Annotated in this window: 23 protein-coding genes; 3 read left to right on the top strand and 20 right to left on the bottom strand. The window is 38.1% G+C overall.

The annotated features are described in order from the left end of the window. Positions 1-250: 250 nt before the first annotated feature. Together MUA51_RS04475 and MUA51_RS04470 are read left to right on the top strand one after the other, a co-directional pair. Positions 251-634 carry a GtrA family protein gene (locus MUA51_RS04475; RefSeq protein ID WP_262560663.1) on the top strand — a complete coding sequence of 128 codons (384 nt, stop codon included), beginning with the start codon at positions 251-253 and terminating at the stop codon, positions 632-634. A 30-nt stretch (positions 635-664) separates the two neighbouring features. Continuing rightward, positions 665-3,244, top strand: a complete 2,580-nt coding sequence (locus MUA51_RS04470) for a YfhO family protein (protein ID WP_262560662.1) — start codon at positions 665-667, stop codon at positions 3,242-3,244. Positions 3,245-3,567: 323 nt separating this feature from the next. On the opposite strand, the gene MUA51_RS04465 is transcribed toward MUA51_RS04470, so the two are convergent. The 20 genes from MUA51_RS04465 to MUA51_RS04370 form a co-directional block, all read right to left on the bottom strand. Then, on the bottom strand, positions 3,568-4,881 hold the full coding sequence (locus MUA51_RS04465; RefSeq protein ID WP_262559359.1) for an ISL3 family transposase: 1,314 nt from the start codon (positions 4,879-4,881) through the stop codon (positions 3,568-3,570). A gap of 289 nt (positions 4,882-5,170) precedes the next feature. Then, on the bottom strand, positions 5,171-5,521 hold the full coding sequence (gene rplS / locus MUA51_RS04460) for a 50S ribosomal protein L19 (protein ID WP_044360991.1): 351 nt from the start codon (positions 5,519-5,521) through the stop codon (positions 5,171-5,173). 117 nt (positions 5,522-5,638) lie between these two features. Then, on the bottom strand, positions 5,639-6,361 hold the full coding sequence (gene trmD / locus MUA51_RS04455) for a tRNA (guanosine(37)-N1)-methyltransferase TrmD (protein ID WP_262560660.1): 723 nt from the start codon (positions 6,359-6,361) through the stop codon (positions 5,639-5,641). Beyond that, entirely contained in the window at positions 6,358-6,861 is a 504-nt protein-coding gene (rimM, locus tag MUA51_RS04450; RefSeq protein WP_262560659.1) for a ribosome maturation factor RimM, read from the bottom strand. Before rimM ends, trmD begins: the two co-directional genes overlap by 4 nt. A gap of 242 nt (positions 6,862-7,103) precedes the next feature. Further along, a complete protein-coding gene (gene rpsP, locus MUA51_RS04445) occupies positions 7,104-7,379 on the bottom strand; it encodes a 30S ribosomal protein S16 (RefSeq protein ID WP_262560658.1) in 276 nt (91 codons plus the stop codon). A 119-nt stretch (positions 7,380-7,498) separates the two neighbouring features. After that, positions 7,499-8,866 carry a signal recognition particle protein gene (ffh, locus tag MUA51_RS04440; protein ID WP_262560657.1) on the bottom strand — a complete coding sequence of 456 codons (1,368 nt, stop codon included), beginning with the start codon at positions 8,864-8,866 and terminating at the stop codon, positions 7,499-7,501. 13 nt (positions 8,867-8,879) lie between these two features. Next, a complete protein-coding gene (locus MUA51_RS04435) occupies positions 8,880-9,212 on the bottom strand; it encodes a putative DNA-binding protein (protein ID WP_262560656.1) in 333 nt (110 codons plus the stop codon). Beyond that, the gene (ftsY, locus tag MUA51_RS04430) at positions 9,199-10,392 is read right to left on the bottom strand and encodes a signal recognition particle-docking protein FtsY (protein WP_262560655.1); all 1,194 of its coding nucleotides are present in this window, start codon (positions 10,390-10,392) and stop codon (positions 9,199-9,201) included. Before ftsY ends, MUA51_RS04435 begins: the two co-directional genes overlap by 14 nt. A gap of 1 nt (position 10,393) precedes the next feature. Next, complete coding sequence (gene smc, locus MUA51_RS04425; protein WP_262560654.1) at positions 10,394-13,963, bottom strand: chromosome segregation protein SMC; 3,570 nt, start codon at positions 13,961-13,963, stop codon at positions 10,394-10,396. Positions 13,964-13,966: 3 nt separating this feature from the next. Further along, positions 13,967-14,698, bottom strand: a complete 732-nt coding sequence (gene rnc / locus MUA51_RS04420) for a ribonuclease III (protein ID WP_262560653.1) — start codon at positions 14,696-14,698, stop codon at positions 13,967-13,969. 130 nt (positions 14,699-14,828) lie between these two features. Beyond that, on the bottom strand, positions 14,829-15,062 hold the full coding sequence (locus tag MUA51_RS04415) for an acyl carrier protein (RefSeq protein ID WP_044361001.1): 234 nt from the start codon (positions 15,060-15,062) through the stop codon (positions 14,829-14,831). 185 nt (positions 15,063-15,247) lie between these two features. Then, a complete protein-coding gene (gene fabG, locus MUA51_RS04410; RefSeq protein ID WP_262560652.1) occupies positions 15,248-15,985 on the bottom strand; it encodes a 3-oxoacyl-[acyl-carrier-protein] reductase in 738 nt (245 codons plus the stop codon). Next, a complete protein-coding gene (fabD, locus tag MUA51_RS04405; RefSeq protein WP_262560651.1) occupies positions 15,978-16,904 on the bottom strand; it encodes an ACP S-malonyltransferase in 927 nt (308 codons plus the stop codon). The genes fabG and fabD overlap by 8 nt, the downstream gene beginning before the upstream one ends. Continuing rightward, on the bottom strand, positions 16,897-17,883 hold the full coding sequence (gene plsX / locus MUA51_RS04400) for a phosphate acyltransferase PlsX (RefSeq protein ID WP_262560650.1): 987 nt from the start codon (positions 17,881-17,883) through the stop codon (positions 16,897-16,899). Before plsX ends, fabD begins: the two co-directional genes overlap by 8 nt. Before the next feature lies 1 nt (position 17,884). Beyond that, positions 17,885-18,445 (bottom strand): transcription factor FapR, encoded by a 561-nt coding sequence (fapR, locus tag MUA51_RS04395; RefSeq protein WP_262560649.1) that lies wholly within the window; start codon positions 18,443-18,445, stop codon positions 17,885-17,887. Positions 18,446-18,791: 346 nt separating this feature from the next. Beyond that, positions 18,792-20,837 carry an ATP-dependent DNA helicase RecG gene (recG, locus tag MUA51_RS04390; protein WP_262560648.1) on the bottom strand — a complete coding sequence of 682 codons (2,046 nt, stop codon included), beginning with the start codon at positions 20,835-20,837 and terminating at the stop codon, positions 18,792-18,794. Between the two features lie 2 nt (positions 20,838-20,839). Beyond that, a complete protein-coding gene (gene sdaAA, locus MUA51_RS04385) occupies positions 20,840-21,709 on the bottom strand; it encodes an L-serine ammonia-lyase, iron-sulfur-dependent, subunit alpha (RefSeq protein WP_262560647.1) in 870 nt (289 codons plus the stop codon). A gap of 14 nt (positions 21,710-21,723) precedes the next feature. Then, positions 21,724-22,389: an L-serine ammonia-lyase, iron-sulfur-dependent subunit beta gene (gene sdaAB, locus MUA51_RS04380; protein WP_262560646.1), complete on the bottom strand. Its 666-nt coding sequence runs from the start codon at positions 22,387-22,389 to the stop codon at positions 21,724-21,726. Between the two features lie 189 nt (positions 22,390-22,578). Then, a complete protein-coding gene (gene fakA, locus MUA51_RS04375) occupies positions 22,579-24,246 on the bottom strand; it encodes a fatty acid kinase catalytic subunit FakA (RefSeq protein WP_262560645.1) in 1,668 nt (555 codons plus the stop codon). A gap of 12 nt (positions 24,247-24,258) precedes the next feature. Continuing rightward, positions 24,259-24,633 (bottom strand): Asp23/Gls24 family envelope stress response protein, encoded by a 375-nt coding sequence (locus tag MUA51_RS04370; protein ID WP_095116302.1) that lies wholly within the window; start codon positions 24,631-24,633, stop codon positions 24,259-24,261. A 360-nt stretch (positions 24,634-24,993) separates the two neighbouring features. Between MUA51_RS04370 and rpmB the strand changes: the two genes are divergently transcribed. Then, entirely contained in the window at positions 24,994-25,182 is a 189-nt protein-coding gene (rpmB, locus tag MUA51_RS04365) for a 50S ribosomal protein L28 (RefSeq protein WP_086429264.1), read from the top strand. Positions 25,183-25,240: the final 58 nt, after the last annotated feature.

Genomic DNA, 25,240 nt, shown 5'->3' with positions numbered 1-25,240 from the left:
CTAGAAGAAGCATTACAATATAAACTAAGTTTATATAGACATTATATTTTATTATATACGTAAATCACATGCTACTTCTTTATTCAAACACAACATAAGATATTTGAACAATAATACCGTCAAGATGACAATATATAGCACATAAATAATACCCCTTTTAGTATGGTTTATGTTATATTTTATCAGTAGGTTTCGATTCTTTAACGCATTGATATATCTACTATTCTTTATGAAAGCAGGATTTTTGAATATGACTTCAGAACGTTTTTTTGAAATCATTCGTTTTGTTATTGTAGGTGGTATTAATACTGTCAATTATTATATCGTCTACCTGATTTTATTACATATATTCCACATCCAATATTTAATCAGTCATCTTGTTGGATTTGTTGTAGCTTTTGTTATTTCATACTATTTAAATTGTTATTTCGTCTACAAAGTGAAACCAACACTGAAAAAGTTTTTCGCATTCCCGTTTACACAAGTTGTCAATATGAGTGTACAAACACTACTCATATATGTGTTTGTAGATGTTTTCAATTTCAATGAGTCTATCGCACCATTTGTCGGTCTCATTGTGACAATTCCAATTACTTACCTGTTATCAAAGTATATCTTAACGAATCGCATTTAATTTTAATGAATGAAGAAAGAGTGAACAAATTTGAAGATTAATACTCGTATCCCACATTGGGTAAAGATTATACTGATTGCTTGTTGTGTCGGCGCCATTGTGTATGCGCCTGTCGTTGGTCGTTTTATATTACACGGTGCGATACACAGTGGTGAAGGTGACGGCTTTAAACAAATGATGCCGTTCCAATTATTTCTCTATGAACGCATGTCTAATTTTTCATCTTTTTATGACATCGGTTTAGGGTTAGGCGGAGATTATTTCACAGATTTATCCTATTACTACACGACTTCTCCTATTATGTACATTAATTTTTTATGCATTAAACTTTTACAATTATTTACCTCTATTGATCCATCTCACATTGATTTTTGGCCTGCAAATCAAATTATCGTTGCATATTTCAAATGTGTTCTAACATTCCTAATCACTTATGGGATGTTTAAAATGTTTAATATTCGTAATCCCTATCGCTTTTTAGGTGCGATGCTATACAGTACATCAACGATTCTATATTATTTTAATTTTACATGGTCATTTTTTGGGGACATCATGCTCTATCTCCCACTATCAATTTGGAGAATAGAACGTTTCTTTAAAACACGAAAGATTGGATTATTTATAGTTGCCATCGCGCTTACATTGTTTTCTAACTTTTATTTTAGTTATTATGAAGCATTGGCTTTGGGTGCCTATTTCATTTATAGGATGATTTTCACACATCCAGACGATATTATCTCACGTTGGAAAAAGCTATGGTTACTTGTACCAGCTGTTATGATCAGCTTTTGTATCGCATCATTTGGTTTTTTAACAGGTGTTCGTTCATTTCTCAATAACGATCGACAACTCAATGATTTTGATATTGCACCATTGATTGATTTTACACAGAAATATCATATTTTTTCTAACGGCTTTTACTTTACGATTACATTTATCGCACTCGTTGCATTATTTTCGTTCAAGTTATACCGTTACTATTACTATCGCATGTTTTCAATTTTGACTTGGATTCTGTTAATTGGTGCCTTAACCCCATATTTCGATAGCCTTTTTAATGGCTTTTCTTATCCACAGAGACGTTGGGGCTACCTTCTCGTCCTATCAACGAGTATCTTGATTTCAATTTGGTTGAAACATATTACTGAATTGACATGGCAAGATTATATGATTTCATTGCTTCCATTGATACCTCTAGCCATTGCAACTGTGCTATTATCAGAGGGACGGATGTGGTGGATGATTGCAAGTAGTTTGATCTTAGTCATTCTTGCATATTTTGTTTATCATCAAAAGCCACTCACACAACGATTAACTTATATGATCGTAGGATTGTTTATCATCCAGCAGTTTGTATTATTGTTGAATTATCATTCAAACAATATTATTCCGCACCAAGCCGGCACTGATCGCTTACAGTCCGCAAAGTACCATAGTCATGAGCTACAAAAAACAATTGACACTATTACAAATAGACAATCACCACTTGAACGTATTGACTATATGAGCAACTACGCAGTCAATTCCAATATGATTTATGGCTTTAATGGTGTGGCGCTCTATTCTAGTATATTTGATGGGGAAATATTAAAGTACTATGATAAACAAATGCAGATTAATATGGAGTACGACAGTAACAGTACGTACCGTTTACTTGGAAATCGTGCCAACTTATATGCATTATGGGGTGTTTCAGATCGTATCAAAAAAGATGACGACCCATCTATCCCTTATGGTATGCATAAAGAAAATACCATTCATCATGGCAATACAACATGGACACATAGCCGTAATACCATTGATTATCCTGCTGCACATCTGACATCTAAAGTTTATGATGCGTCAGATTTGAAGTCACCTTTAGATCGTGAACACGCAATGCTTCAAGGTGTCGTACTAGATGATGTAAAAGGTAATACCTCTTTTCAATCAAACCCAAATCTTGTGAAGTCTGCGAAGATTACACCACGTGATGCAGTGCAACATGGAGATCGCCTAACCGTTAAGAAACAATTCGGTGGCCTTGATATATCAGTGCCATCTTCTGCACAAAAACAATATAAAGACTACTATTTAGAAATGGATGTAGAATTGTTACATCCAGATCAACCACATTATTTAGAAGTGGATGATTTTCACCAGCGACGAACAAGACTTGACTACAAGTATAAACGCTTTGTGACACCTATAACTGTTCGTGTTCCAGCGAATGATCCAATGCAACTGAAGCTAAAAAAAGGGACATATCGTGTGAAGATAAAAGGTATCTATGGTGAAGATTATGAGACGGTAAAAAAAGCAAAACAAGATGTAACACCAGTTAAGGTAACAAAAGCAAATCGGCATATGAATGTTGAGATGAGACCAAGTAAAGATTCATACCTTGTACTTCCTATTCCGTATAGAGACGGAATGAAAGCAGAAGTAAATGGTGAGTCACGCGTTGTTAAGCAAGGTAATGGCTTACAATCTGTAATTCCAGTTCATAAAGGAGATCATCACCTTACATTAAGTTATGAATTACCTTATTGGCGACTCTACACTGCCATGACAGTCCTTGGTCTAATCAGTGCATTCATCTATCGATGGTGGTTACGTCGCAATATTTAATGGAAGTCCATTTTTTGTGGTGGGCAGATAATAAAAAGTAACTAATTTTATTTTTAACTTAATCATAACATGTAGTCATCTCTACATTCATTTAAGCGTACAGTTTAATTATTAATTGTGCGCTTTTTCTATACCATCATTTCTTTAATACTCGCTTGCCAAGGCGCCTCACTTCAACTAATTTTGGCTTTATTGAATAAAAGAAGCCAAAATGGATTTTCCGTTCGGCTTGTTGCCTTAGGCGTCTCGTATTAGAAATGATTTTAGATACACATCTCTAAGTGTGTTAGGACATATTAGATAGCGATTACTACGTAATATATTTATGCAGCGTTATTTATTAGTAAACTATCCTTTTTACGTCGTTGATATAGCTTAAAAATAATCAGTATCCTTGCCTTGAAGTTATTAAAGTTTCGATAGCCATATGATACACGTTTAATAAGCTTAATTTTATTATTGATACCTTCAATCGCTCCATTGTTTAACTTAGGGTGTTTAATTGTTGAATAAAGGATATACTCGTATTTTTTATAGAACCGAATGACACGCCAAACACCACGTGATACATGCTTCTTTTCAACACTCATTAAAGTTTCTTTGAAACGTAACCAATCACATTGTTTTAATGCTTCTCGAAGGTGATGAACTAACATATATGTGTCATAGAGCTGCTGATCAAGATTTAATAGATACTCTAAAATATCTCTTGATGTCGTATACGTTTTGAAGGACTTCGACCAAAAGTATTCATAGCTGTTGATATCTTGTCTGTCAGAAAGGAAAAGTTTCCAGTGTTTTTTCATTTTCGTGTAATCTGTTGATGACTTATAGCGACAAGTATTCATTATAGAAATACGTTGCTTATTAAGTTCACGGTTAAGGTGCTGAACAATGTGAAAACGATCAAAGATTAAAATCGCATTCGGGAATACTTCATGAATGAAGTTAATGTAGGGTTCATACATATCGGCTGTGACCGTTTTGACAGCTAATCGTTCACGACGATCAAAACGATAGAAGTACTCTTTAAGTTTGTGAATACGTCTATCTTCTAAGATATCGATAATCTGATTCGTTTCATTATTTATAAACAGAAAACTCATCGCTGTTGTCACATTTTTAACGCTTTTAAATTCATCTATGGAGAGATGTTTAGGCAATCCAGATGAAGGTTTTACTATTAATGATTGTGAGATATGGTGAATACATCTCTTAACTGTGCTTGGTGAAACACTACAATCATTAGCAATGTCTATCTCAGACTGTACACGTGTGAGTTTGTCCTGAATCGCTAATTTCACACGGTTAGTAATAAAGCAATTACTATCAACAATGTTTGTTTGAGCCGTAAAAGTCTTTAAACAATGTAGACACTTAAAGCGTTCTTTCGCTAAATTAAGATAAACATTAGACTCTTGAGATTTTAATAGTGTTAAACGCGAAACACGTTTACCGTGCTTATGTATTTGTCCGTCATTGACACAACCACACTTCATACATGCCTTTGGTGTATAAGAAAGTGTTCCATAAACAACCGTAGAAAGCTGACCACGCACTTCTACATCTTCTTCCACTTTAAGAACTTGAATATTTTCATCTTTTATTTTTAATAGTTTTAATATATCATTACACATAGGCGCATCATGTCTCCTCTCATTTTTTGTTTAGGCACTTAAAATTATAGAGGCATGAGCGCTTTTTTTGTATCAAAATGATTTAAAAAACAAAAAAGGGCGGGACAGCAGTTCATGCCATCCCACCACAAAAGATTAAGACCCTATTTAATCGATATAACAAGCCATGACAATTCTGAATCAACATGAATTGTCATGGCCTTTTTACGCAAAAAAACAGGCTTGATACCTGCTGTACAGATATCGAGCCTGTTTTATGTGAGTATCGTACTGTTTGCGTACGATATGATTAACGAATCTCTTGGATACGTGCTGCTTTACCACGTAAGCTACGTAAGTAGTAAAGTTTTGCACGACGTACTTTACCACGACGTTTCACTTCGATTTTCTCGATTTTTGGTGTGTGTACAGGGAATGTACGTTCAACACCAACACCTGAAGAAATTTTACGAACTGTGAAAGTTTCTGAAATACCGCCACCGCGACGTTTGATTACAACACCTTCGAATACTTGGATACGTTCGCGAGTACCCTCAACGATACGTACGTGTACACGTAAAGTGTCACCAGGACGGAATGATGGGATATCATCACGTAATTGTGATTGTGTTACTGCTTCGATTAATTTGTGGTTTGTCATTATTTATTCTCTCCTTCAACCTATGTTCTTGCCTTGACAACTGATTAGCAGCGGATCATAGTGATATTTGTGCTTTCACACTTAGACTATACTAGCATACTTCTATTAATATTTCAATTACCTTTTGAAGTGTTCAATTACTTTTTTGTCTGCTTCAGTGAGTGGATAAGACTCTAATAGATCTGGACGTTTTTGATACGTGCGATATAGCGATTGTTCATGGCGCCATTTTTCAATATTTGCATGGTTTCCTGATAACAACACATCTGGGACATCATGTCCTTCGAAAGAACGAGGACGTGTATATTGTGGGTACTCTAACAACCCACTTGAAAACGAATCATCTTCATGTGACACTTGATTGCCAAGTACATCTGGTAGTAATCGGACAATCGCATCAGTCATCACCATAGCAGGTAATTCTCCACCTGTTAAGACATAGTCACCAACTGAGATTTCATCAGTGACTAATTGTTCTCGAATGCGTTCATCATAGCCTTCATAATGTCCGCATATGAAGACGAGATGCTCTGCTTCAGATAATGATTCTGCAAGCTTCTGGTTAAATGGTTGACCTTGTGGCGTCATCAAAATAACACGTGTCTCTGAAGTAGTATCAAGATCACGCATCGCATTGAATATCGGTTCTGGCTTTAATACCATACCTTGTCCACCGCCAAATGGATAGTCATCCACTTGATTATGCTTGTTGTTTGCGTAATCCCTGAAGTTAACCGTCTGTGTTGTCAACTGCCCTTTTTCACGTGCACGTTTTAATATCGATTGATTCAGTACCCCTTCAAACATTTCTGGAAATAATGTTAAATAATCAATTCTCATTCATTTAACAATCCTTCCATCGGTGTAATCACAATCTTTTTCCCATCCACATCAACACTTTGAACAACATCTGCAATATACGGAATCAAATGTTCTTTTTCACCTTTGACTACCCATACGTCATTCGCGCCTGTTTCAAATATTTCTGTTACGCGACCAATCGCTTCCTCTCCATTAAACACCGTACATCCGATAATATCAGAATAATAAAATTCATGCTCTTCCAGTTCAATGGCTTCATGGTCACGTTCTTGTGTCAGCTTTGCACCTTTAAGATGCTCAATATCGTTAATATTATGAATCCCTTCAAACGTGAGCATGTGCAAGCCTTTATGCATGCGATGTCCTCTGACAGTTAGATCTGTTGTTTTTCCGTTTAATTCTGCTTGTAGGATCTCCCCCGGCTGAAAACGAACATCTGTAAAGTCAGAATCAGATTTTACCTTTACTTCGCCTTTAATCCCATGCGTATTAACAATTGTTCCTACTTCGATTTTCACACAAACAACCTCCTTACAATCTTTCTATTACGAATGCGCTTCTTTATGTCCGTATTCCAGAAGCAAAATTCTCGGCAGAACTTCTCAATTCAACAAAATAAAATACCTATTTTGCGCATTGCTTCTGTTCTGTTCGAATTTAAAACGCTTCTTTCATATCTTCTTTATCTTCTTTATGTCTAATAAAAACAGTGAGACAAAACCACTATTTGATTTGTCCCACTGTTAAAGTGTTCTTCGTATTATTTTGAACGTTTTTGTTCGTCGAATGTTTTTAAGATACCTTCACGAGATAAGATGTTGTGAACTGTATCAGTTGGTTTCGCACCGTCTTTTAACCATTTTAAAGCTAATTCTTCGTCGATTTTAACTTCTGGTGCGTTCACTGCTGCTGGGTTGTAAGTACCGATTTGCTCGATAATACGACCATCACGTGGTGAACGTGCGTCTGCTACAACGATACGATAGAATGGGTTTCTTTTTGAACCTAAACGTGTTAAACGAATTTTTACTGCCATTTATAATTCTCTCCTTCAAAGTCATAAGTTTTGTTATCTACAAGAAATAATAATAACAGGTATAAGGATTTTTGTAAAGAGAAAATACTTTACCTTTTTATTTTCTTTTCAATATCTGGTTAGAACGGTAAGTTCATGCCCTTTAACATGTTTTGTAATTGACCTTGTTTACCTTTCTTGCCTTTTCCGCCACCTGTAAATTGTTTCATCATTTTCTTCATATCATTGAATTGTTTGATGAGACGATTCACTTCTTGCAATGAACGTCCTGAACCGTTAGCGATACGGCGTTTTCTTGAAACATTTAATTTCTCAGGATGTTCACGTTCATCCAATGTCATTGATTGGATAATCGCTTTAATATGATCGATTTGTTTGTCGCTCATATTTAGTTGGTCTAAGCCTTTCACCTTGTTCATCCCAGGAATCATTTTCATAATATCATCCAATGGACCTAAGTTCTTCACTTGATCCAATTGTTCCAAAAAGTCATCCAATGTGAACGATGATGTTCGCATCTTTTTCTCAAGGTCTTTCGCTTTCTCTTCATCCACGTCTTGTTGTGCTTTTTCAATCAAACTCAAGACATCACCCATACCGAGAATACGTGATGCCATTCGTTCTGGATGGAACAATTCCAAACCGTCCATCTTCTCGCTCATACCGACAAACTTGATTGGTTTCTGTGTCACGGCACGAATTGACAATGCCGCACCACCACGTGTATCACCATCTAATTTTGTTAAAGTAACACCTGTTACATCAAGTTGTTGGTCAAAAGACTCAGCAACATTGACAGCATCTTGACCTGTCATCGCGTCTACAACGAGCATAATTTCGTTCGGTTTTGCAATTTCTTTTACTTCTTGTAGTTCATTCATCAATGCTTCATCAATGTGTAATCGACCTGCCGTATCGATGATTACAAAGTCTAAATGTTCTTCTCTTGCATGCTTCAGAGCATTTTCAACGATTTGTTGAGGCTTGACTTGGTCTCCTTCTGAATAGACCGGAATGTCAATTTGCTTACCAACTGTTTGTAATTGATTAATGGCAGCTGGACGATAAATATCTGCAGCAACTAGCATTGGTTTTTTATTGTATTTCTTGCGCATTAATAAGGCTAACTTACCTGCTGTTGTTGTTTTACCTGCCCCTTGCAAACCAACCATCATCACAACTGTTGGTGGCTTTTTGGCCATCGTAATCGCACTGTTGTCTCCACCCATTAGCGTTGTCAATTCTTCTTGAACAATCTTGATGACTTGTTGTCCAGGTGTAAGTGATTTCATCACATCGGAGCCGAGTGCACGTTCTGAAACTGTCTTTACAAAGTTTTTCACGACTTTGAAGTTAACGTCTGCTTCGAGTAACGCAAGACGTACTTCGCGCATCATCATTTTGATGTCAGCTTCAGTCACTTTACCTTTACCTTTAATTTTTTGCATAGTCGCTTGTAAACGATCGGATAATCCTTCAAACGCCATAAAGTGACCCTCCTTATTCTAATTCTTCCAATTCTTGTATATATTGATCGAGTCTTTCTGGTTCATGAATATGATCACGCAGCGCGCGATATAACTCTTGGCGCCGAGTAAAACGACGGTATAAGCCGAGCTTTTCTTCATAATCTTCGACAAGCTCACCCGTTCTTCTTATGTTATCATACACGGCTTGACGGCTCACATCAAATGTATCTGCAATTTCACTCAAAGCATAATCTTCCAGATAATACAGACGCAAATAATTACGCTGTTTTTCTGTGAGTAATGATTGATAGAAGTCATACAAATAGTTCATGCGTAATGTTTTGATTAAATCATTCTCTGCCATCAGTGTCTGCCTCTTCATCCGATACATTTTCTTCAATCATATCTGCGAACAATCCGTAAACGTAGCTTTCCGCATTAAATGGTTGTAAGTCGTCCATTTGTTCACCAAGACCGACATATTTTACTGGAATGTGCATTTCATTACGAATTGCGAGCACAATACCACCTTTTGCAGTTCCATCTAATTTTGTAAGCACGATACCTGTTACGTTAGTCACTTCTTTAAATGCTTTTGCTTGTGCTAAAGCATTTTGACCTGTTGTTGCATCTAAACATAACAACACTTCATGTGGCGCATCAGGCATTGCACGGCCGATCACTCGTTTTACCTTTTCAAGTTCGTTCATTAAGTTTTGTTTGTTTTGTAGACGACCTGCTGTGTCACAAATCAAAATGTCTGCACCTTTATTCTTCGCCGCATTCATCGCATCGTACATGACAGCTGCAGGGTCTGCGCCTTCACCTTGTCGAACAACTTCTACACCGACACGTTCACCCCAAACTTCGAGTTGCTCAATCGCACCAGCACGGAAAGTATCTCCAGCTGCTAACATCACTTTCTTACCTTGAGATTTATAGCGATGTGCCAATTTACCGATTGTTGTTGTTTTACCAACACCGTTGACACCTACCATTAATATGACGTTTAAACGCCCGTCTTCAATCGCCATTTCTTCTGATTTGTCATCTTCTTGATGATAAATTTCAACGATTTTTTCAACAATTGCTTCACGTAGGTCTACTGTTTCTGTAATGTTGCGACGCTTTGCTTCCATGCGCAATTCATCAACAAGTTCCATCACTGTATTGAATCCAACATCTGCTTGAATTAACATTTCCTCTAATGCTTCAAAGAAATCTTCATCAACTTTTCTGTAATGTGCCAATAAGTTGTTCAACTGATTTTGAAAATTCTCACGTGATTTTTCAAGTCCATCACGGAACTTCGCACCGATTTTTTGTGATTCAAGTTCTTCAAATTCTTCAATCGAAATTAGATCATCATCAAAACTTTGATCTAACCATTGATTATCCGTTGATTGCGTTGGCTCAGACTCTCTTTTGTCGGACTGTGGCTCTCCTTCTGTTGTTGAATCTGATTGGGGCTCAATCTGTTCTTCTTGTGGTTTTACTTCTTCAGATTTTGCAAATTTATCTTTTAGTTTTTTAAAAAAGCTCATGTTATTGTTGCTCCTCCTTCATCACTTCATCAATTGTATTCAAATTCACACTGACTAGCTTTGAAACACCGAGTTCCTGCATTGTGACACCATACAGTCTATCACACATCTCCATTGTTCCTTTGCGGTGTGTAATAACGATAAACTGTGTTTGTTCGGATAGCGTCTTTAAATATGATGCATAACGCATCACATTTGCTTCATCGAGTGCTGCTTCAACTTCATCGAGTATCACAAATGGTGCTGAGCGCACTTGTAATATCGCAAATAATAAGACAATCGCACTGAGTGCACGTTCACCACCACTTAGTAATGACAAATGTTGCAGTTTCTTTCCTGGTGGTTGCACTTTAATATCTACACCTGCTGTCAAATAGTCATTTTCAGTAAGTAGCAGTTCTGCTTGTCCACCACCGAACAATGTCTGAAAAACTTCTGAAAAATGCTTTTGTATCGCATGGAATGTTTCACTAAATCGTGATACTACTTCTTGGTCCATCTCATTAATCAACTGTTCAAGTGTGGCTTTTGCTTCACGTAAGTCATCACGCTGTGCACTTAAAAATGTATAGCGCTCATTGACTTCTTCATATTGAGTGATTGCATTCATATTCACTGGTCCGAGTTCGTCGATCGACATTTGCGTCAATTTAACCTTTTGTCGTAACGCATCTATGTCTTGATCACCTATCGGATATGCTTTTGCTGCATGTTCATAAGTCATATGATAACGTGTTGACAGATGGTCCATCGCATGATCAATCAATACATCCAAACGTGATTGTGCACCCTTTATTTCTTGATATTGGTTCTCAAGCATTAACAATTGCTGATGTGTCTCTTCTAATGCATGCTCATTTGCTTCTATCAATTGTTCAACCGATTGGCGTTTTGTACGCAACGTATCTTGTTCACTCATCAGCGTCTCTTTTTGTGTTTGTGCCGTATGGATCTCAGTCTCTAATTTGCTCAAAGTCGTATCATCATTTACTTCATCTGAATTGATAATAGACAACTGCATCTCTAACTTCTGCTCTTGATCTGATATTTGATCAAGTGTCTGCTTCAAACGTGTCTCCGATTGGCGTTGAGTACGTAATCTTTCATTCAATACTGCTAAGTCGGATTGTTTTTGGTGGAGTTGTTGTTGGCATTCAGCAAGTTGTGCTTTGCCTTCTTTACTCTCAGTCGTCAATTGCTTAATTTGACGATCCAAAGTTGCTAATTGGTCTGCAATTTCTGATTTTCTTCGTTCTTGTGCAGCCAACGTTGCTTCACCTTTATCACGTTGATAACCATCATTTTTCTCGAATTCAAATGCTTCATGGTCATTTTGCAGTCTTTGAACAACCTCTTCATAACGGTCATATTCCAAATCCAAGTCATGTAACACTTGTTTCAAATGATTATATTGCTGTTGTAATTTGACATACTCATCACTATGATGTGTCTGTTCCGCTTTCTTTTCAGCACAAAAACGCTCAAGTTGTTGTGTCTTTTGTTGATAATCTGCCAATTGTACTTCCAACTGTTGTACTTCGTCTTTTTGTCGTAACAATGATTGACGTTGTGCTGTACCGCCACCTGTCATTGAACCACCTGGGTTTACGACATCTCCATCTAGCGTAACAATACGTACTTTATATCCAATACTTTGTGCCACTTCATTCGCATGTTTCAAATCATCAACAATCAAGATGCGTCCTAACAAGTAATCAATGATGTGCTGATATGACTGTTCTGTCGATACAACTTGATTAGCGACTGCTATAAATCCTGCATGTTGTTGCGCCTTCTGAATTAAGTACTGATCTACTTGTTTCGGTTGGATAACAGAAAGTGGTAAAAATGTCGCACGTCCAAGTCTTTTCGCCTTCAAATATTGAATTGCTTTGCGTGCTGCAGCTTCATCCGTTGTAATGATGTGTTGCATACTTGCACCGAGTGCTGTTTCAATGGCTGTCGTATATTTGGACGGTACATCAATTTTTTGTGCGACTGCACCGTGTAACCCAGTCAAAGTGTCTGTTGCTTTTAAGACTGCTTTTACCCCTTGATAGAAAAAGCTCAAGTCATCTTCTCGCATTTTCATACTATCAATGCGTGATTTCAACTTATCGTTATATCGATATGCTTGGTGCAACTTCTCTTCTGATTCAGCATGCAATTGTTTCACTTCTGTTAATGCGACTTCTGTTTCTTTGCTTCGTGAGATGACACTTTCAAGTTGCTTTCGCTTCTCTTGTCGTTCTGATTCAACATGTGTCAGTTGCTTTTTTGCTTCATTCAATTTCGCATAGGATTCAGACATACGTGAGTCCAAGCGTGTTTGTTTTTTCTCATGCTCTTCAAGTGTTCTCGTTAGAAAACGAATCTCATTATTAATGTCTGACTGCTCTGTCATCAGTTGATAATATTGATCTTTCAACTGTTCCACATCTTCATCCGTAATAGATTGAGATGTTTCAAAAGTTGTTTCCAATTCATGAACTTCTCGTGTCAACTGTTGTTTTTGCTGTTTTAATGATTCAAATTGCGCCTTAACCTCTGTTAATTCGTTATTTACTTTTGTACGTTGCGTCAACAAGTCTGCTTGTTCTTCTTCTATTCGGGCATTTGTTTGAGATTGGTTTTTTTGACGCTCTTCAATCAAATGATATTGTCCAGTCAACTTTTCAACTTGCTCAGTCACTTCAATCAGCTGCGCATTCAAACTTTCTAATTGGCTATCAATATCAAAACGTTCACCTTTATTCGTTTTGATTGTACGCATCATTTGATGTTTTTTAGTTTGTGTGCGTTCTTGTTCGCTTTTCAAACGATTCAATGACACATCATGCTCTGCAATTTGTGACTGATAAGATTTTATGTCGTGAACCGTCACACTCACATCACTTTCCTGTAAAATATCAGAAAGCGCTGTGTATTCTTTCGCAATCGCCGCTTCTTCTTTTAACGGTTCTACACGTGCTTCTAAGTCCACCAAAATATCTTCGACACGCATCAAGTTATCTTCTGTCTGTTCCAACTTATCAAGTGATGCTGCTTTGCGTTTTTTATACTTCAAAACACCTGCAGATTCTTCAATGATTTGACGTCGGTCAATTGGTTTTGCATTTAATACTTCATCTACACGTCCTTGTGAAATGATACTAAATGCTTCTTTTCCCAACCCTGAATCAAGAAACAATTCGGTGATATCTTTCAAACGTTGTTGATCATTATTTAAAAAATACGCACTTTCACCACTGCGATACAACCGACGTGTTACAACGACTTCGTCCGCATCTATATTCAACTGACGTTTCGTGTTATCAAGCTTCAATTGTACTTCCGCATAGTTTTGTGCATTTCGATGCTTGGCACCTGAGAAAATAATGTCTTCCATCTTACTACCACGCAATGAACGTGCAGATTGTTCTCCTAGCACCCATTTGATCGCATCTGTAATATTACTCTTACCACTACCATTCGGACCAACAATAGCTGTAACACCTTGATCGAATTGTATTTGCGTTGGCTCTGCAAAAGACTTAAAACCATGTGCATCAATAGACTTTAAATACACCATCGCTTACTCCTTATCGTTCATTTTTACATAGGCACGCTCTGCAGCCTTTTGTTCGGATTCTTTCTTCGTTCTACCATCACCAATCGCAATTGCTTTGTCATTCAATAACACTTGTGATGTAAATTGCTTGTTATGTGCAGGGCCTTCTTCTTTGGCAATGCGATAAGACAATGCACCTAAATGATGTTGATGGATATATTCTTGTAGCTTTGTTTTGAAATCTACAACACCCATCAATGTCTCATCTTCAATGTGTGGGAATATCGCATATTCTGCAAATTGTCGTACCGCTTCTAACCCTTGATCTAAATACAATGCCCCAACAAACGCTTCAAAAGCATCAGAAACTAACGCAGGTCGTGTACGCCCTCCTGTCTTCTCTTCTCCATTCCCTAACAGGATGAGTGGATTCAAATCAATATTCGTCGCAAATATCACAAGTGAGGGTTCACACACAATGGTTGCACGCATCTTTGTCAAATTCCCTTCCGGTAGATGTGGATATTCATCATATAAATAGCGTGATACCGTCAATTCTAATACCGCGTCGCCTAGAAATTCTAAACGCTCATTATGCATCAAACGTGGCATATTAAAGTCGTTAATAAAACTCGAATGTGAAAATGCCTGTTGATAAATTTCAATCTGGTTGTATGACAATCCAAGTTCTTTCATCTTGTCGTCAAATCTTTCTCTAAAAATACGAACTAATGTCTCTTTACTCAACTTAGCCATATTGCTTGCCTCCTTAACCTTGTTGTTTAATTATTTCACTTGAATCTTATTGCACCATAACTCCCCTACATAATTCAAAAACATATAGTAAAAAATCTGAGCCGATACATATCGGCTCAGATGAAAATAGTTATTTTTCAAGTGTATTAATGAAATTAACAGCGTCGCCTACTGTATTGATTTTTTCCGCTTCTTCATCCGGAATTTCTGTACCGAATTCATCTTCTAATTCCATCACTAATTCTGCGATGTCAAGTGAATCTGCGCCTAAATCGTCTTTGAATGATGCACCTTCAGTGACCTTGTCAGCATCTACGCCTAAACGGTCTACGATGATGTCTTTTACTTTATCGAAGTTTTCCACAGTCTGTCACCTCCTTTAAAAATTCAAGGACTCTCCCTTGGTCGACTGTAGTGATACTTGTAATTGATCATACCCGACTGTTATATTTTGCCATGATATTGTCAGAATTACAAGCCACGTCATCATTGCCTTTTCACACGGGGAGCTTCCTGTATATTATAGCATGGTTCCTGCAACAACGCAGGTTATTCCATGTGCATACCACCATTAACATGAATCGTTTGACCGGTAATATAGCTTGCCTTTTCTGAAGCTAAAAATGCGACTGTATGTGCGATGTCAGTATCTTGACCGAAACGACCGAGTGGAATTTGTCCTTTCATCGTTTCTTTCAACTCATCGCTAAGTGCATCGGTCATATCAGATACGATAAAGCCTGGTGCAACAGCGTTTACTGTAATATTACGAGATGCCAATTCACGCGCTGCCGTTTTGGTCATCCCAATAACACCTGCTTTGGTCGCAACATAGTTGATTTGTCCTGGATTTCCTACTGCACCCACAACACTTGTTAGGTTGATAATACGACCTTGACGTTGTCTTAACATTTGTGGCGTCACTTTTTGAATGCAGTTAAAGACACCTTTTAAGTTCGTATCAACTACATCATCCCATTCATGCTCTTTCATACGCATGAGCAGATTATCTCGTGTGATTCCCGCATTATTTACTAGAACATCAATAGATCCAAATGTTTGAACGACTTCCTTCATCATCGCTTTCACTTCATCACCATTTGCGACATTCGCTTGGATCGCAATACTCTCTTGTCCTTTTTCTTGAATTTCCGCTACAACTGCTTCAGCCTTCTCCTTATTGCCAGCATAGTTTACAACTACATTATAGCCTTCTTCTGCAAGTTGCAATGCGATGCTACGACCAATACCACGTGACGCACCTGTTACTAATGCTACTTTAGTCATTATTTAACCATTCCTTTACATCTTCGAGTGTTTGAATCGAAGTAATTTTCACATCTCTATCGATTTTCTTTACAAGTCCTGAAAGCACCTTGTTAGGCCCAATTTCTACAAAGTGTGTAACTCCTTGTGCAATGAGCCATTCGACCGAATCAATAAATTGTACTGGTGAATATAACTGTTGAATCATGTGTGCCTTAATTGTTTCAGCAGATGTTTCTCCTTGTGCATGGACATTCTGTACAACGGGAACTTTGGCATCATGCCAATCAAATTGATGAATATACGATGAAAAATCATCGGCAATCACCTTCATCATTGATGCATGGAATGGACCCGAAACTTGCAAAGGCATCACACGTTTTGCCCCTAATGATTTCCCTTCTTTGACAAGTTGATTAATCGCAGTCGCATGTCCAGATACGACAATTTGTCCGGGACAGTTAATATTTGCAGGTTCAACCACTGCTTCATCTGTTGAGATTTGTTGACAAATGTCACGAACTTCTTCAATTGTTAAACCAAGCACAGCCGCCATGCTTCCAACACCACTTGGGAATGCTTGTGCCATCAGTTCCCCACGACGACGTACAATTTTGATTGCGTCTTCAAATGCCAATACACCATTTGCGACGAGACTTGAGTATTCGCCAAGACTATGTCCGATAACGTAATCAGCAGTCGGTTCCCCCATTGCTGTATAAAGTGCCATACTATGTGCTAACAGTGCCGGCTGTGTATTTTCTGTTTGTGATAAGACACCATCAGCATCGTTAAACATTGTTTCCAATAAGTCAAAGTTGACACTTGACTGGGCATTTTCTAAAACAGCTTTCGCTGAAGCGTCTCCTTCATACAAGTCTTGCGCCATTCCAACTTTTTGTGCCCCTTGACCCGGAAACATAAAAGCTGTTTTACTCATCCGCATCACCAACCATTTCTCGCATATTATCAACAATTTGTGTTTCACAAGCAATCTTAGCTTGACGAATAGCTGAATAGAAAGCTTTAGCACTTGAGCTACCGTGTGCTTTTACAACAACACCGTCTAAGCCAAGTAACACAGAACCGCCATATTCCGAATAGTCCATTTGTTTTGCTATACCTTTTATATCCTTCTTCAAGACAAGTGCTGCCAACTTATTTTTGGCACTTGATAAAATGTTTTGCTTAATCACTTTGCCGAATGACTTTGCAACGCCTTCTAGGTTTTTCAAGATCATGTTACCCGTAAAACCGTCCGTCACAATAACATCTGCTTCATCTTCTAAGATCGACTTCGCTTCAATATTTCCAACAAAATTGAACTGATCTGTTGCTGCCATCTGTTTATAAGCTGCTTTTGTTAGATTATTTCCTTTTTGAGCTTCCGTTCCAATATTCAACAATGCCACTTTTGGATTTTCAATCCCACGCAACTTTTTAGCATAGACATGTCCTAAAATAGCATTTTGATACAGATGTTCTGCTTTTGCATCTGCATTTGCTCCTAAATCTAATAACACCGTTCCTTTACCACTCACAGAAGGAATCGTCGCAACAAGTGCTGGTCTGGCAACTCCTGGTAATCGGCCTACTACAAATAATCCAGCTGACATCAATGCGCCAGTATTTCCAGCTGACACACACCCTTCTGCTTCACCGTTTTTGACAGCTTCTGCCATGCGTACCATAGAACTGTCTTTTTTTCTTTTGATAGCACGAACAGGCTCGTCTTCCATTGTAATCATCTCTGAAGTATGACGGAATGTAATACGTGGGTGATTCAACGTATATTCTTCTTCATCGCCAAACAATAAAATCTCTAGATCTTCAAAGTCATTGATTGCTTTTTCTACTGCTTCCAAGACGATTTGTGGTGCATCGTCCCCACCCATCATATCTACAGCTATTTTTACCATGTTATTCATCCTCACTTATATAGTACATTTTGAATAATCCTTCAAAAACTTTTTCTTCACCTACGTATGAACTTACAGTCATTTCATAATATTTATCATCGCGATGTGCAACTTCCGCCTCAGCCACGACACTATCCCCTAAATGAACAGGTTTTACGAAATGAATGTGGCTTTCCTTCGTTAAGACAAAACCATGTTTAATCATTGCAACACACAATGAATTGGCCTGCGCAAACACAATATGTCCACGTGCAATGTTATTCCGAGAAAAGACATCATTTCCTGATATCACTAACAAAGACTTGGCGGAGTGATTAGGTTCGAGTGCAATAATATCACCAATGATATCTTGATTCTCCAACGAACTAATATGTGGATATTGCTCTTCTGCGACCTGCTTCACACGTACACGTAGTTCAGGAATATGTAATTGATTTCGATCAAGGCGAATGGTCTGAATGCTCACTTCGTACATCTCGCTCAAAGCTTGATCGGTAATAAATGGATTTTGTTCTATCGTTTGTTGTATTAACTTACGTCTTTCATTTTTGTTCCTTTTCACTTCATCGCCACCATCATTTAGTACCAAGTCTTAATTGGTTCTTGTATATTCTAACATGTTCTAACTTATCTTCAAAATGATTTAACAGATGTACATAAAAGGTATGCATTACTTTTCATTACTTGCGTGTAAAACTAGGTAAACGCTTCTTTCACAACATCGTCATGCCGGGGCACTACGAACCAGTCTCAGACATATTCATTTTATGTACTGAGAAACTGATAAACGGTGTCCCAAAAGCAGGATTTTCGGCAGAACTACCACGGTTTCAACAAAATTTGAAAAGCAATTTTGCTCATCGTTCTCTTCTACTCAAATCCTAAGCGCTTTTGTCCCAACCTAGCCCCTAATCAAAGCTTTGATGTAACATGTTTCGTTCTATAAATTCTCTCAAACGAGCAAATTCTTCTGTAAAGAAACGACCGGATTGAATCATTTCTGCTGCTTCATCCCTTGCAACTTCCAACATGCGATAATCTTCAACAAGATTAGCGACTAAAAAGTCTGGCAAGCCACTTTGTTTTACACCGAAGAAGTCACCCGGTCCACGCATTTCCAAATCACGCTCACTCAATTCAAAACCATCTGTTGTTTGTGTCATAATTGTCATTCGCTCGATACCCGTTTCTGTTTTAGGAGAAGCGATTAATACACAATAACTTTGATGATCACTTCGTCCAACACGACCACGCAACTGATGAAGTGTTGATAGACCAAATCGATCTGCATCGTAAATCATCATGAAAGTTGCATTTGGTACATTAACCCCTACTTCAACAACAGTTGTTGAAACGAGTATGTCCAATTCATGCGAACTGAATTGCTGCATCACTTCATCTTTTTCGTCCGATCGCATTTTACCGTGTAATATCCCGATACGACGCTTCGGCAACTGCATTTTCAAACGCTCATATAACGCAATTACGTTTTGTACGTCTTCTAGATGTTCTGAGCTCTCAATTAACGGAGAAATTACATAAGCTTGTCGCCCTTTTGTCAACTCTTGTTCCATTTGTGCAAGAACGTGATCGTACCCTTCATGTTTAACCCAATGTGTGATAATCGGTTTTCGTCCTTTTGGCATACTCTTAATGGATGATACATCCATCTCGCCAAACACAGAGATGGCTAATGTACGCGGTATTGGCGTAGCTGTCATAAACAAGACGTTACTCAGCGCCCCCTTCTCACGCAACGTTTGCCGTTGTGCAACACCAAAACGATGTTGCTCATCTGTAATGACAAGACCGACATCATGAAAGACAACATCATCTTGGATAAGTGCATGCGTCCCAATCAAACAGTCGATTTCACCATCTGCCAGCTGCTCTAAAAGCAATTGTCGTTTTTTTCCTTTAACAGATCCTGTTAAAAGTGCCACATTCATTCTGTCACCAAACAACTCGGACAAACTTTCCGCATGTTGTTCTGCCAAAATTTCTGTCGGTACCATTAAAGCTGATTGATACCCCGCTGTTTTAAGTGCATACATGCAAATAGCGGCAACTACTGTTTTACCAGAACCTACATCACCTTGGAGCAAGCGGTGCATGCGAATCGGCGCTTTCAAATCACGAAAGATTTCATTGATGCTTTGTTTTTGTCCGTCTGTTAATTCAAAAGGAAGATCAGCAATAAACGCTTTGACCGCTTCGATATCGTATTGAACTGCGACTGCCTGATCAGAACTTTTTTCCAAACGATTCAACCATTGCATCCGTAGTTCAAACATGAAAAATTCAGTGAAAGCAAAAGTCCGTCGTGCTTTTAAAATACTTTCCTGATTCGGTGCATCATGTAATGCATGAAGTGTATCATGGAGTGTCTCCAACTTGTATTTTTGTCGAAGTGCTTCTGGTAGCCACTCATGAATCGTGACATCTTTTAAGGTTGTTTGAATCATATCTCGTAAGTTTTTCTGTTTGATGCCTTCTTTGACACGATAAATTGGCGTGAACTGCGCATCAGCCAACTGTGTCACATCTGTAAACATCTTTTGTCCATTAATTTCTTGTTTACGTCGTGACCATCTCCCCTTCACTACAACGGTGTCATGCAACTGTACTTTATTTTTAAGATAGTGCTGATTGAAAAAGACAACTTTTACAGCGATATCGTTGACCATCATATGAACAGTTAATTTTGACCGATTACGCCCTAAAAATGCCACTGTTGGTGTTGAATAGATTTGCCCTTGTACGGTTACTACGGATTCATCTTCAGCTTGGGTCAAATCTATCACCGAATTATCCTCATAACGTGTTGGTAAATGCAATATCAAATCTTGCACAGTGTGAATATTCATTTCATTGAGTAATGTTAAGCGTTTAGGTCCTAAACCTTTAATTGCCTTCAACTCGTATGGATTTTCAATTATCGCTATTTTTGTCATGTTTAATCACCAAATATTTGTTGTTTTAAACGTTGTCCTGTTGGCGTACCGGCCAATCCACCACGTCCTGTTTCACGCAATTCAACTGGCATTGTTTGGCCGATACGGTGCATTGCGTCAATCACTTCGTCTGTCGGAATACGTGAAGTGATTCCTGCGAGTGCCATATCCGCCGACACAATCGCATTGGATGCACCTGCTGCATTACGTTTGACACACGGGACTTCAACAAGTCCAGCCACAGGATCACATACGAGACCAAACATGTTTTTCATACAAATCGCAAACCCTTCTGCTGATTGTTGTGGAGTCCCACCAGCAGCTTCAACAATTGCTGCAGCTGCCATTGCACTCGCTGAACCCACTTCGGCTTGACACCCACCGGCAGCACCAGAAATAGATGCATTATTCGCTACAACAAAACCAAAAGCACCTGCTGTTAGTAAGAAATTCAACATGCCTTGTCGATCAAGTTGCAACTTGTCCTTGAGTGCAAACAATACTCCCGGTACAACTCCTGCTGAGCCCGCAGTAGGTGTTGCGCATATTTTTCCCATTGCTGCATTGACTTCATTCGTTGCAACAGCTTTACTGATAGCATCAAGCACGAGATTGCCAGCTAACGCATTGCCACTTGCAATGTATTGTTGCATCAAGACGGCATCGCCACCTGTCAATCCAGTCTTAGATGTAACGCCGTTTAACCCCTCTGCCACGGCGTTTTCCATCGTTGTTAAGTTTCGATCCATATGTGCATATACATCTTCTTTCGACATTCCTGTTACGGACATCTCTTGTTCAAGCATAATTTCATAGATTGCTTTATTTTCTGCTTTACATTTTGAAATTAATTCTTTCACACTTTTAAACATTAGTACCCCTCCAATCAACTTTCTCCCATGAGTGACACAGTAATAATCCCCGGTATCTTGCGTATCTCTTCAATCATTGCAGGACTGACAGATTCATCTAGTTCGCATGTCATTAATGCTTGGTCTCCCTTTTCTTTTCTCGAAACATGCATGCTACCTACATTGATACTATTCTCGCCCAAGACATTCGCTACTTTCCCAATTGTACCGAATGTATCTTTGTGAAAAACGAGCAACGTTGGATAATTTCCACTAATATTGATTGGGAAGCCATTTATTGCGACAATTTCAATCTTACCGCCACCAATCGATACGCCTTCAACTGAAATGGTCGTTGCACCATCAGTCATATCAATAATTGCTGTATTAGGATGTGAACGCTCTTCAGACATTTCAATAAAGTTCACACGCATGCCAAGTTCTCTTGCCGTTTCAAGACTATATTCGATGCGACTATCGTCGGTATCATAGCCGAGCAGTCCACCTACTAGTGCGACATCGGTACCATGCCCCTTATAAGTTTCCATAAACGATCCGAACAAATAAATATCGACTTGCGTCGGCTGACCACCGAATAAAGAACGTGCTACAAGTCCGATACGAACCGCACCTGCTGTATGCGATGATGATGGGCCAACCATTGTTGGTCCAATAATGTCGAATACACTTTTAAATTTCATAGTATCCCCCCTGAATCTCCCCATAAAATATAATGCTATTATAACAATTCTAATTTTTATATTGAAACTTTTGTCACCGATTTCTAAATAATATGAATTTAAATAATAATAACCTACAAAAAATGGGACATTTCCTCAATATCATTAAGAAAATGTCCCACTTGTTTATCTCACATCATCCTATATTTATTACTCAACTGAGAATAAATAAGGATAAATTGGTTGTTGTCCATCTTGAATTTCAATTTCAACATCTTCATAGTGTTCTTCAACAAATGACTCAATAAATGTTGTATGTTCATCTGTTGCTTCTTCACCTGCAATGACTGTTAAAATTTCACTGTCATCATCTAACATCGCTTCTAAAGTTTGTTGTAACGTTGCTTTTGCATCACGATCACTGACAACAATTTTGTCTTCAACTAAGCCCATGTAGGCATCTTTTTCAATCTTGATACCGTCAATTTTTGTATCACGTACGGCATACGTAATAGAACCTGACTTAACATTAGATAGCGCATCTGTCATGGCTTCTGCATTTTCTTCCAATGATGCCGTTGTATCATAACTGAACATTGCAGCAATACCTTGTGGCACTGTACGTGTTGGTACAACTACCGCATCAACATCGACGATTTCCGCAGCTTGTTGACTCGCCATTTGAATATTTTTGTTATTCGGTAAGATAATTGCACGTTTGCATCCACTTTCTCGAATAACCGTCACGATATCTTCTGTCGATGGATTCATTGTTTGACCACCGCTAATGATATGTGTCGCACCCATTGATTTGAAGAGCTTCGTGATACCGTCCCCCATCGAAATCGTAATGATTGCTGTTTCTACTTTTTCAGTTTCTGCAGGCGCAGTTGCTGACTTCTTATCAGCACTACCTGCTTCTTTTCTCAATACTTCACGGTGTTGTTCACGCATGTTTTCAGCTTTTACCTTAATCAATTCACCATACTTTTGACCAAAAGTGAAAACTTCACCCGGTGTTTCAGTATGTACGTGAACTTTAACGATTTCATCATCGCTAATCACAAGTAACGAGTCACCAAAACGACTCATATCTTCTCTGAAAGTTGCTTCGTCAAATGGTGCTTTGCCAGATTGGAAGCGTACCATCATTTCAGTACAGTATCCATAGATGATATCTTCTGTGTTAATGACACCATGGAAGTCATGGTCATCATTGAAGAATTCTTCCTTGTCTACTTTCGGCGTTTTCGCTTCAATTGTTTCGCCTTTCATCGCTTTAATAAAGCCTTCGTATACTAACGTTAAACCTTTACCACCGCTGTCTACAACGCCTACTTCTTTCAATACAGGTAATAAGTTCGGTGTATTCTCTAAAGATTTTTGTGCCGCTTCATATACAGCTGTCATTACTTCTAAACAGTCATCCGTTTTTTCGGCTGTATCGACCGCTGCTTTGCCGGCATCTTTTGCAACCGTTAAAATTGTCCCTTCAACAGGTTTCATAACTGCCTTATATGCTGTTTTAACACCAGCATCAAAACTACGTGCAAATTTCTTAGCGTCAATTTCACTTTCATCTTCAAGCGCCTTTGAGAAGCCGCGGAAGATTTGTGACAAGATGACACCTGAGTTACCACGTGCTCCCATCAACAATCCTTTCGAAAATGACTTACCTAAGTCACCAATATGGCTCGTCGGATTGTTTTGTACTTCTTCTTTCCCTGAAGTCATCGATAGATTCATATTCGTTCCCGTATCCCCATCTGGTACTGGATATACGTTCAATGAATCCACTAGATCAGCATTGTTTGATAAATTTTGAGCCCCTTGTATAATCATATCGGCAAATAGATTACCGTTGATTTTCGTAACCATGCGAATGTCCTCCTATTTGTCGTTCCCGTCATTGTTAAAACGTACGCCTTGTACGAATATATTAACTGAGTTTACTTTTAATTTAAGTGTATGTTCTAATGTATATTTCACAGTTGATTGGACGTTTTGTGCAACTTCTGAAATTTTCACGCCATAGCTAACGATAATATACATATCTACGTCTAAAGTGCCGTCATTTTCTCTTACAACAATCCCTTTTGCGTAATTTTCATGACCTAATATTTCAGCAATACCATCGCGTACTTGTTGACGAGAAGCCATGCCGACAATCCCGTAACATTCCACTGCTTTACCGCCTACAACAGAAGCGATCACCTCATTTGAAATATCGATACTACCGTAATCATTTGTAATTTCTAATGCCATATCGTTACGCCTCCTATTCTAATAATTGCTTATCGTTACATCTCGTTGTTAAGTTAGTTGTTCAAATCAATAGTTCTAATTAAACATACAATTGCACATATTACAATTAGTTATATTTTACTATGTAGAGAATATGTACGCTACTATAATGAATAAACTAAGACAGTTTAACCGCTAAAATCAAGCGCTTAACTACCTTATATGTAATCACAATAGTAAATTATAACAGAAACTTAAAAAGACACAAAGTGATTTATAAAATTGTGCCGATCTTTTTATTGCACACACACTTATATTATGGTATATTACCTTAGTATGTAGTAGCAAAGTGTATTTGTATTTCTTAAAGGAGGTACGATGATGGGTAAAGAATGTTTCGTAACAGGACGTAAAGCATCAACTGGTAACAGACGCTCACACGCATTAAACTCAACGAAACGTCGTTGGAATGCGAACTTACAAAAAGTGAGAATTCTTGTTGATGGTAAACCTAAAAAAGTTTGGGTTTCAGCACGTGCTTTAAAATCAGGTAAAGTAACACGCGTATAATTTTAATATTATAAGAAATAGAACGAGACTATATGTGGCAGTCTCGTTTTTTTTTTGT

Origin of the sequence: Staphylococcus sp. IVB6214 (genome assembly GCF_025558585.1) — a bacterium.
GTDB lineage: Bacteria > Bacillota > Bacilli > Staphylococcales > Staphylococcaceae > Staphylococcus.
The sequence above is the reverse complement of the archived record's forward strand: the minus strand, read 5'-3'. Positions and strand labels throughout refer to the sequence as shown.

Excerpts from the sequence above, each read along its gene's own strand:
- MUA51_RS04475 (WP_262560663.1), top strand. The coding sequence starts at position 251 with ATGACTTCAGAACGTTTTTTTGAAATCATTCGTTTTGTTATTGTAGGT.
- MUA51_RS04465 (WP_262559359.1), bottom strand. The coding sequence starts at position 4,881 with ATGTGTAATGATATATTAAAACTATTAAAAATAAAAGATGAAAATATT.
- rplS (WP_044360991.1), bottom strand. The coding sequence starts at position 5,521 with ATGACAAACCACAAATTAATCGAAGCAGTAACACAATCACAATTACGT.
- trmD (WP_262560660.1), bottom strand. The coding sequence starts at position 6,361 with ATGAGAATTGATTATTTAACATTATTTCCAGAAATGTTTGAAGGGGTA.
- rpsP (WP_262560658.1), bottom strand. The coding sequence starts at position 7,379 with ATGGCAGTAAAAATTCGTTTAACACGTTTAGGTTCAAAAAGAAACCCA.
- ffh (WP_262560657.1), bottom strand. The coding sequence starts at position 8,866 with ATGGCGTTTGAAGGATTATCCGATCGTTTACAAGCGACTATGCAAAAA.
- MUA51_RS04435 (WP_262560656.1), bottom strand. The coding sequence starts at position 9,212 with ATGGCAGAGAATGATTTAATCAAAACATTACGCATGAACTATTTGTAT.
- ftsY (WP_262560655.1), bottom strand. The coding sequence starts at position 10,392 with ATGAGCTTTTTTAAAAAACTAAAAGATAAATTTGCAAAATCTGAAGAA.
- smc (WP_262560654.1), bottom strand. The coding sequence starts at position 13,963 with ATGGTGTATTTAAAGTCTATTGATGCACATGGTTTTAAGTCTTTTGCA.
- rnc (WP_262560653.1), bottom strand. The coding sequence starts at position 14,698 with ATGGCTAAGTTGAGTAAAGAGACATTAGTTCGTATTTTTAGAGAAAGA.
- fabG (WP_262560652.1), bottom strand. The coding sequence starts at position 15,985 with ATGACTAAAGTAGCATTAGTAACAGGTGCGTCACGTGGTATTGGTCGT.
- fabD (WP_262560651.1), bottom strand. The coding sequence starts at position 16,904 with ATGAGTAAAACAGCTTTTATGTTTCCGGGTCAAGGGGCACAAAAAGTT.
- plsX (WP_262560650.1), bottom strand. The coding sequence starts at position 17,883 with ATGGTAAAAATAGCTGTAGATATGATGGGTGGGGACGATGCACCACAA.
- recG (WP_262560648.1), bottom strand. The coding sequence starts at position 20,837 with ATGACAAAAATAGCGATAATTGAAAATCCATACGAGTTGAAGGCAATT.
- sdaAA (WP_262560647.1), bottom strand. The coding sequence starts at position 21,709 with ATGTTTAAAAGTGTGAAAGAATTAATTTCAAAATGTAAAGCAGAAAAT.
- sdaAB (WP_262560646.1), bottom strand. The coding sequence starts at position 22,389 with ATGAAATTTAAAAGTGTATTCGACATTATTGGACCAACAATGGTTGGC.
- fakA (WP_262560645.1), bottom strand. The coding sequence starts at position 24,246 with ATGGTTACGAAAATCAACGGTAATCTATTTGCCGATATGATTATACAA.
- MUA51_RS04370 (WP_095116302.1), bottom strand. The coding sequence starts at position 24,633 with ATGGCATTAGAAATTACAAATGATTACGGTAGTATCGATATTTCAAAT.
- rpmB (WP_086429264.1), top strand. The coding sequence starts at position 24,994 with ATGGGTAAAGAATGTTTCGTAACAGGACGTAAAGCATCAACTGGTAAC.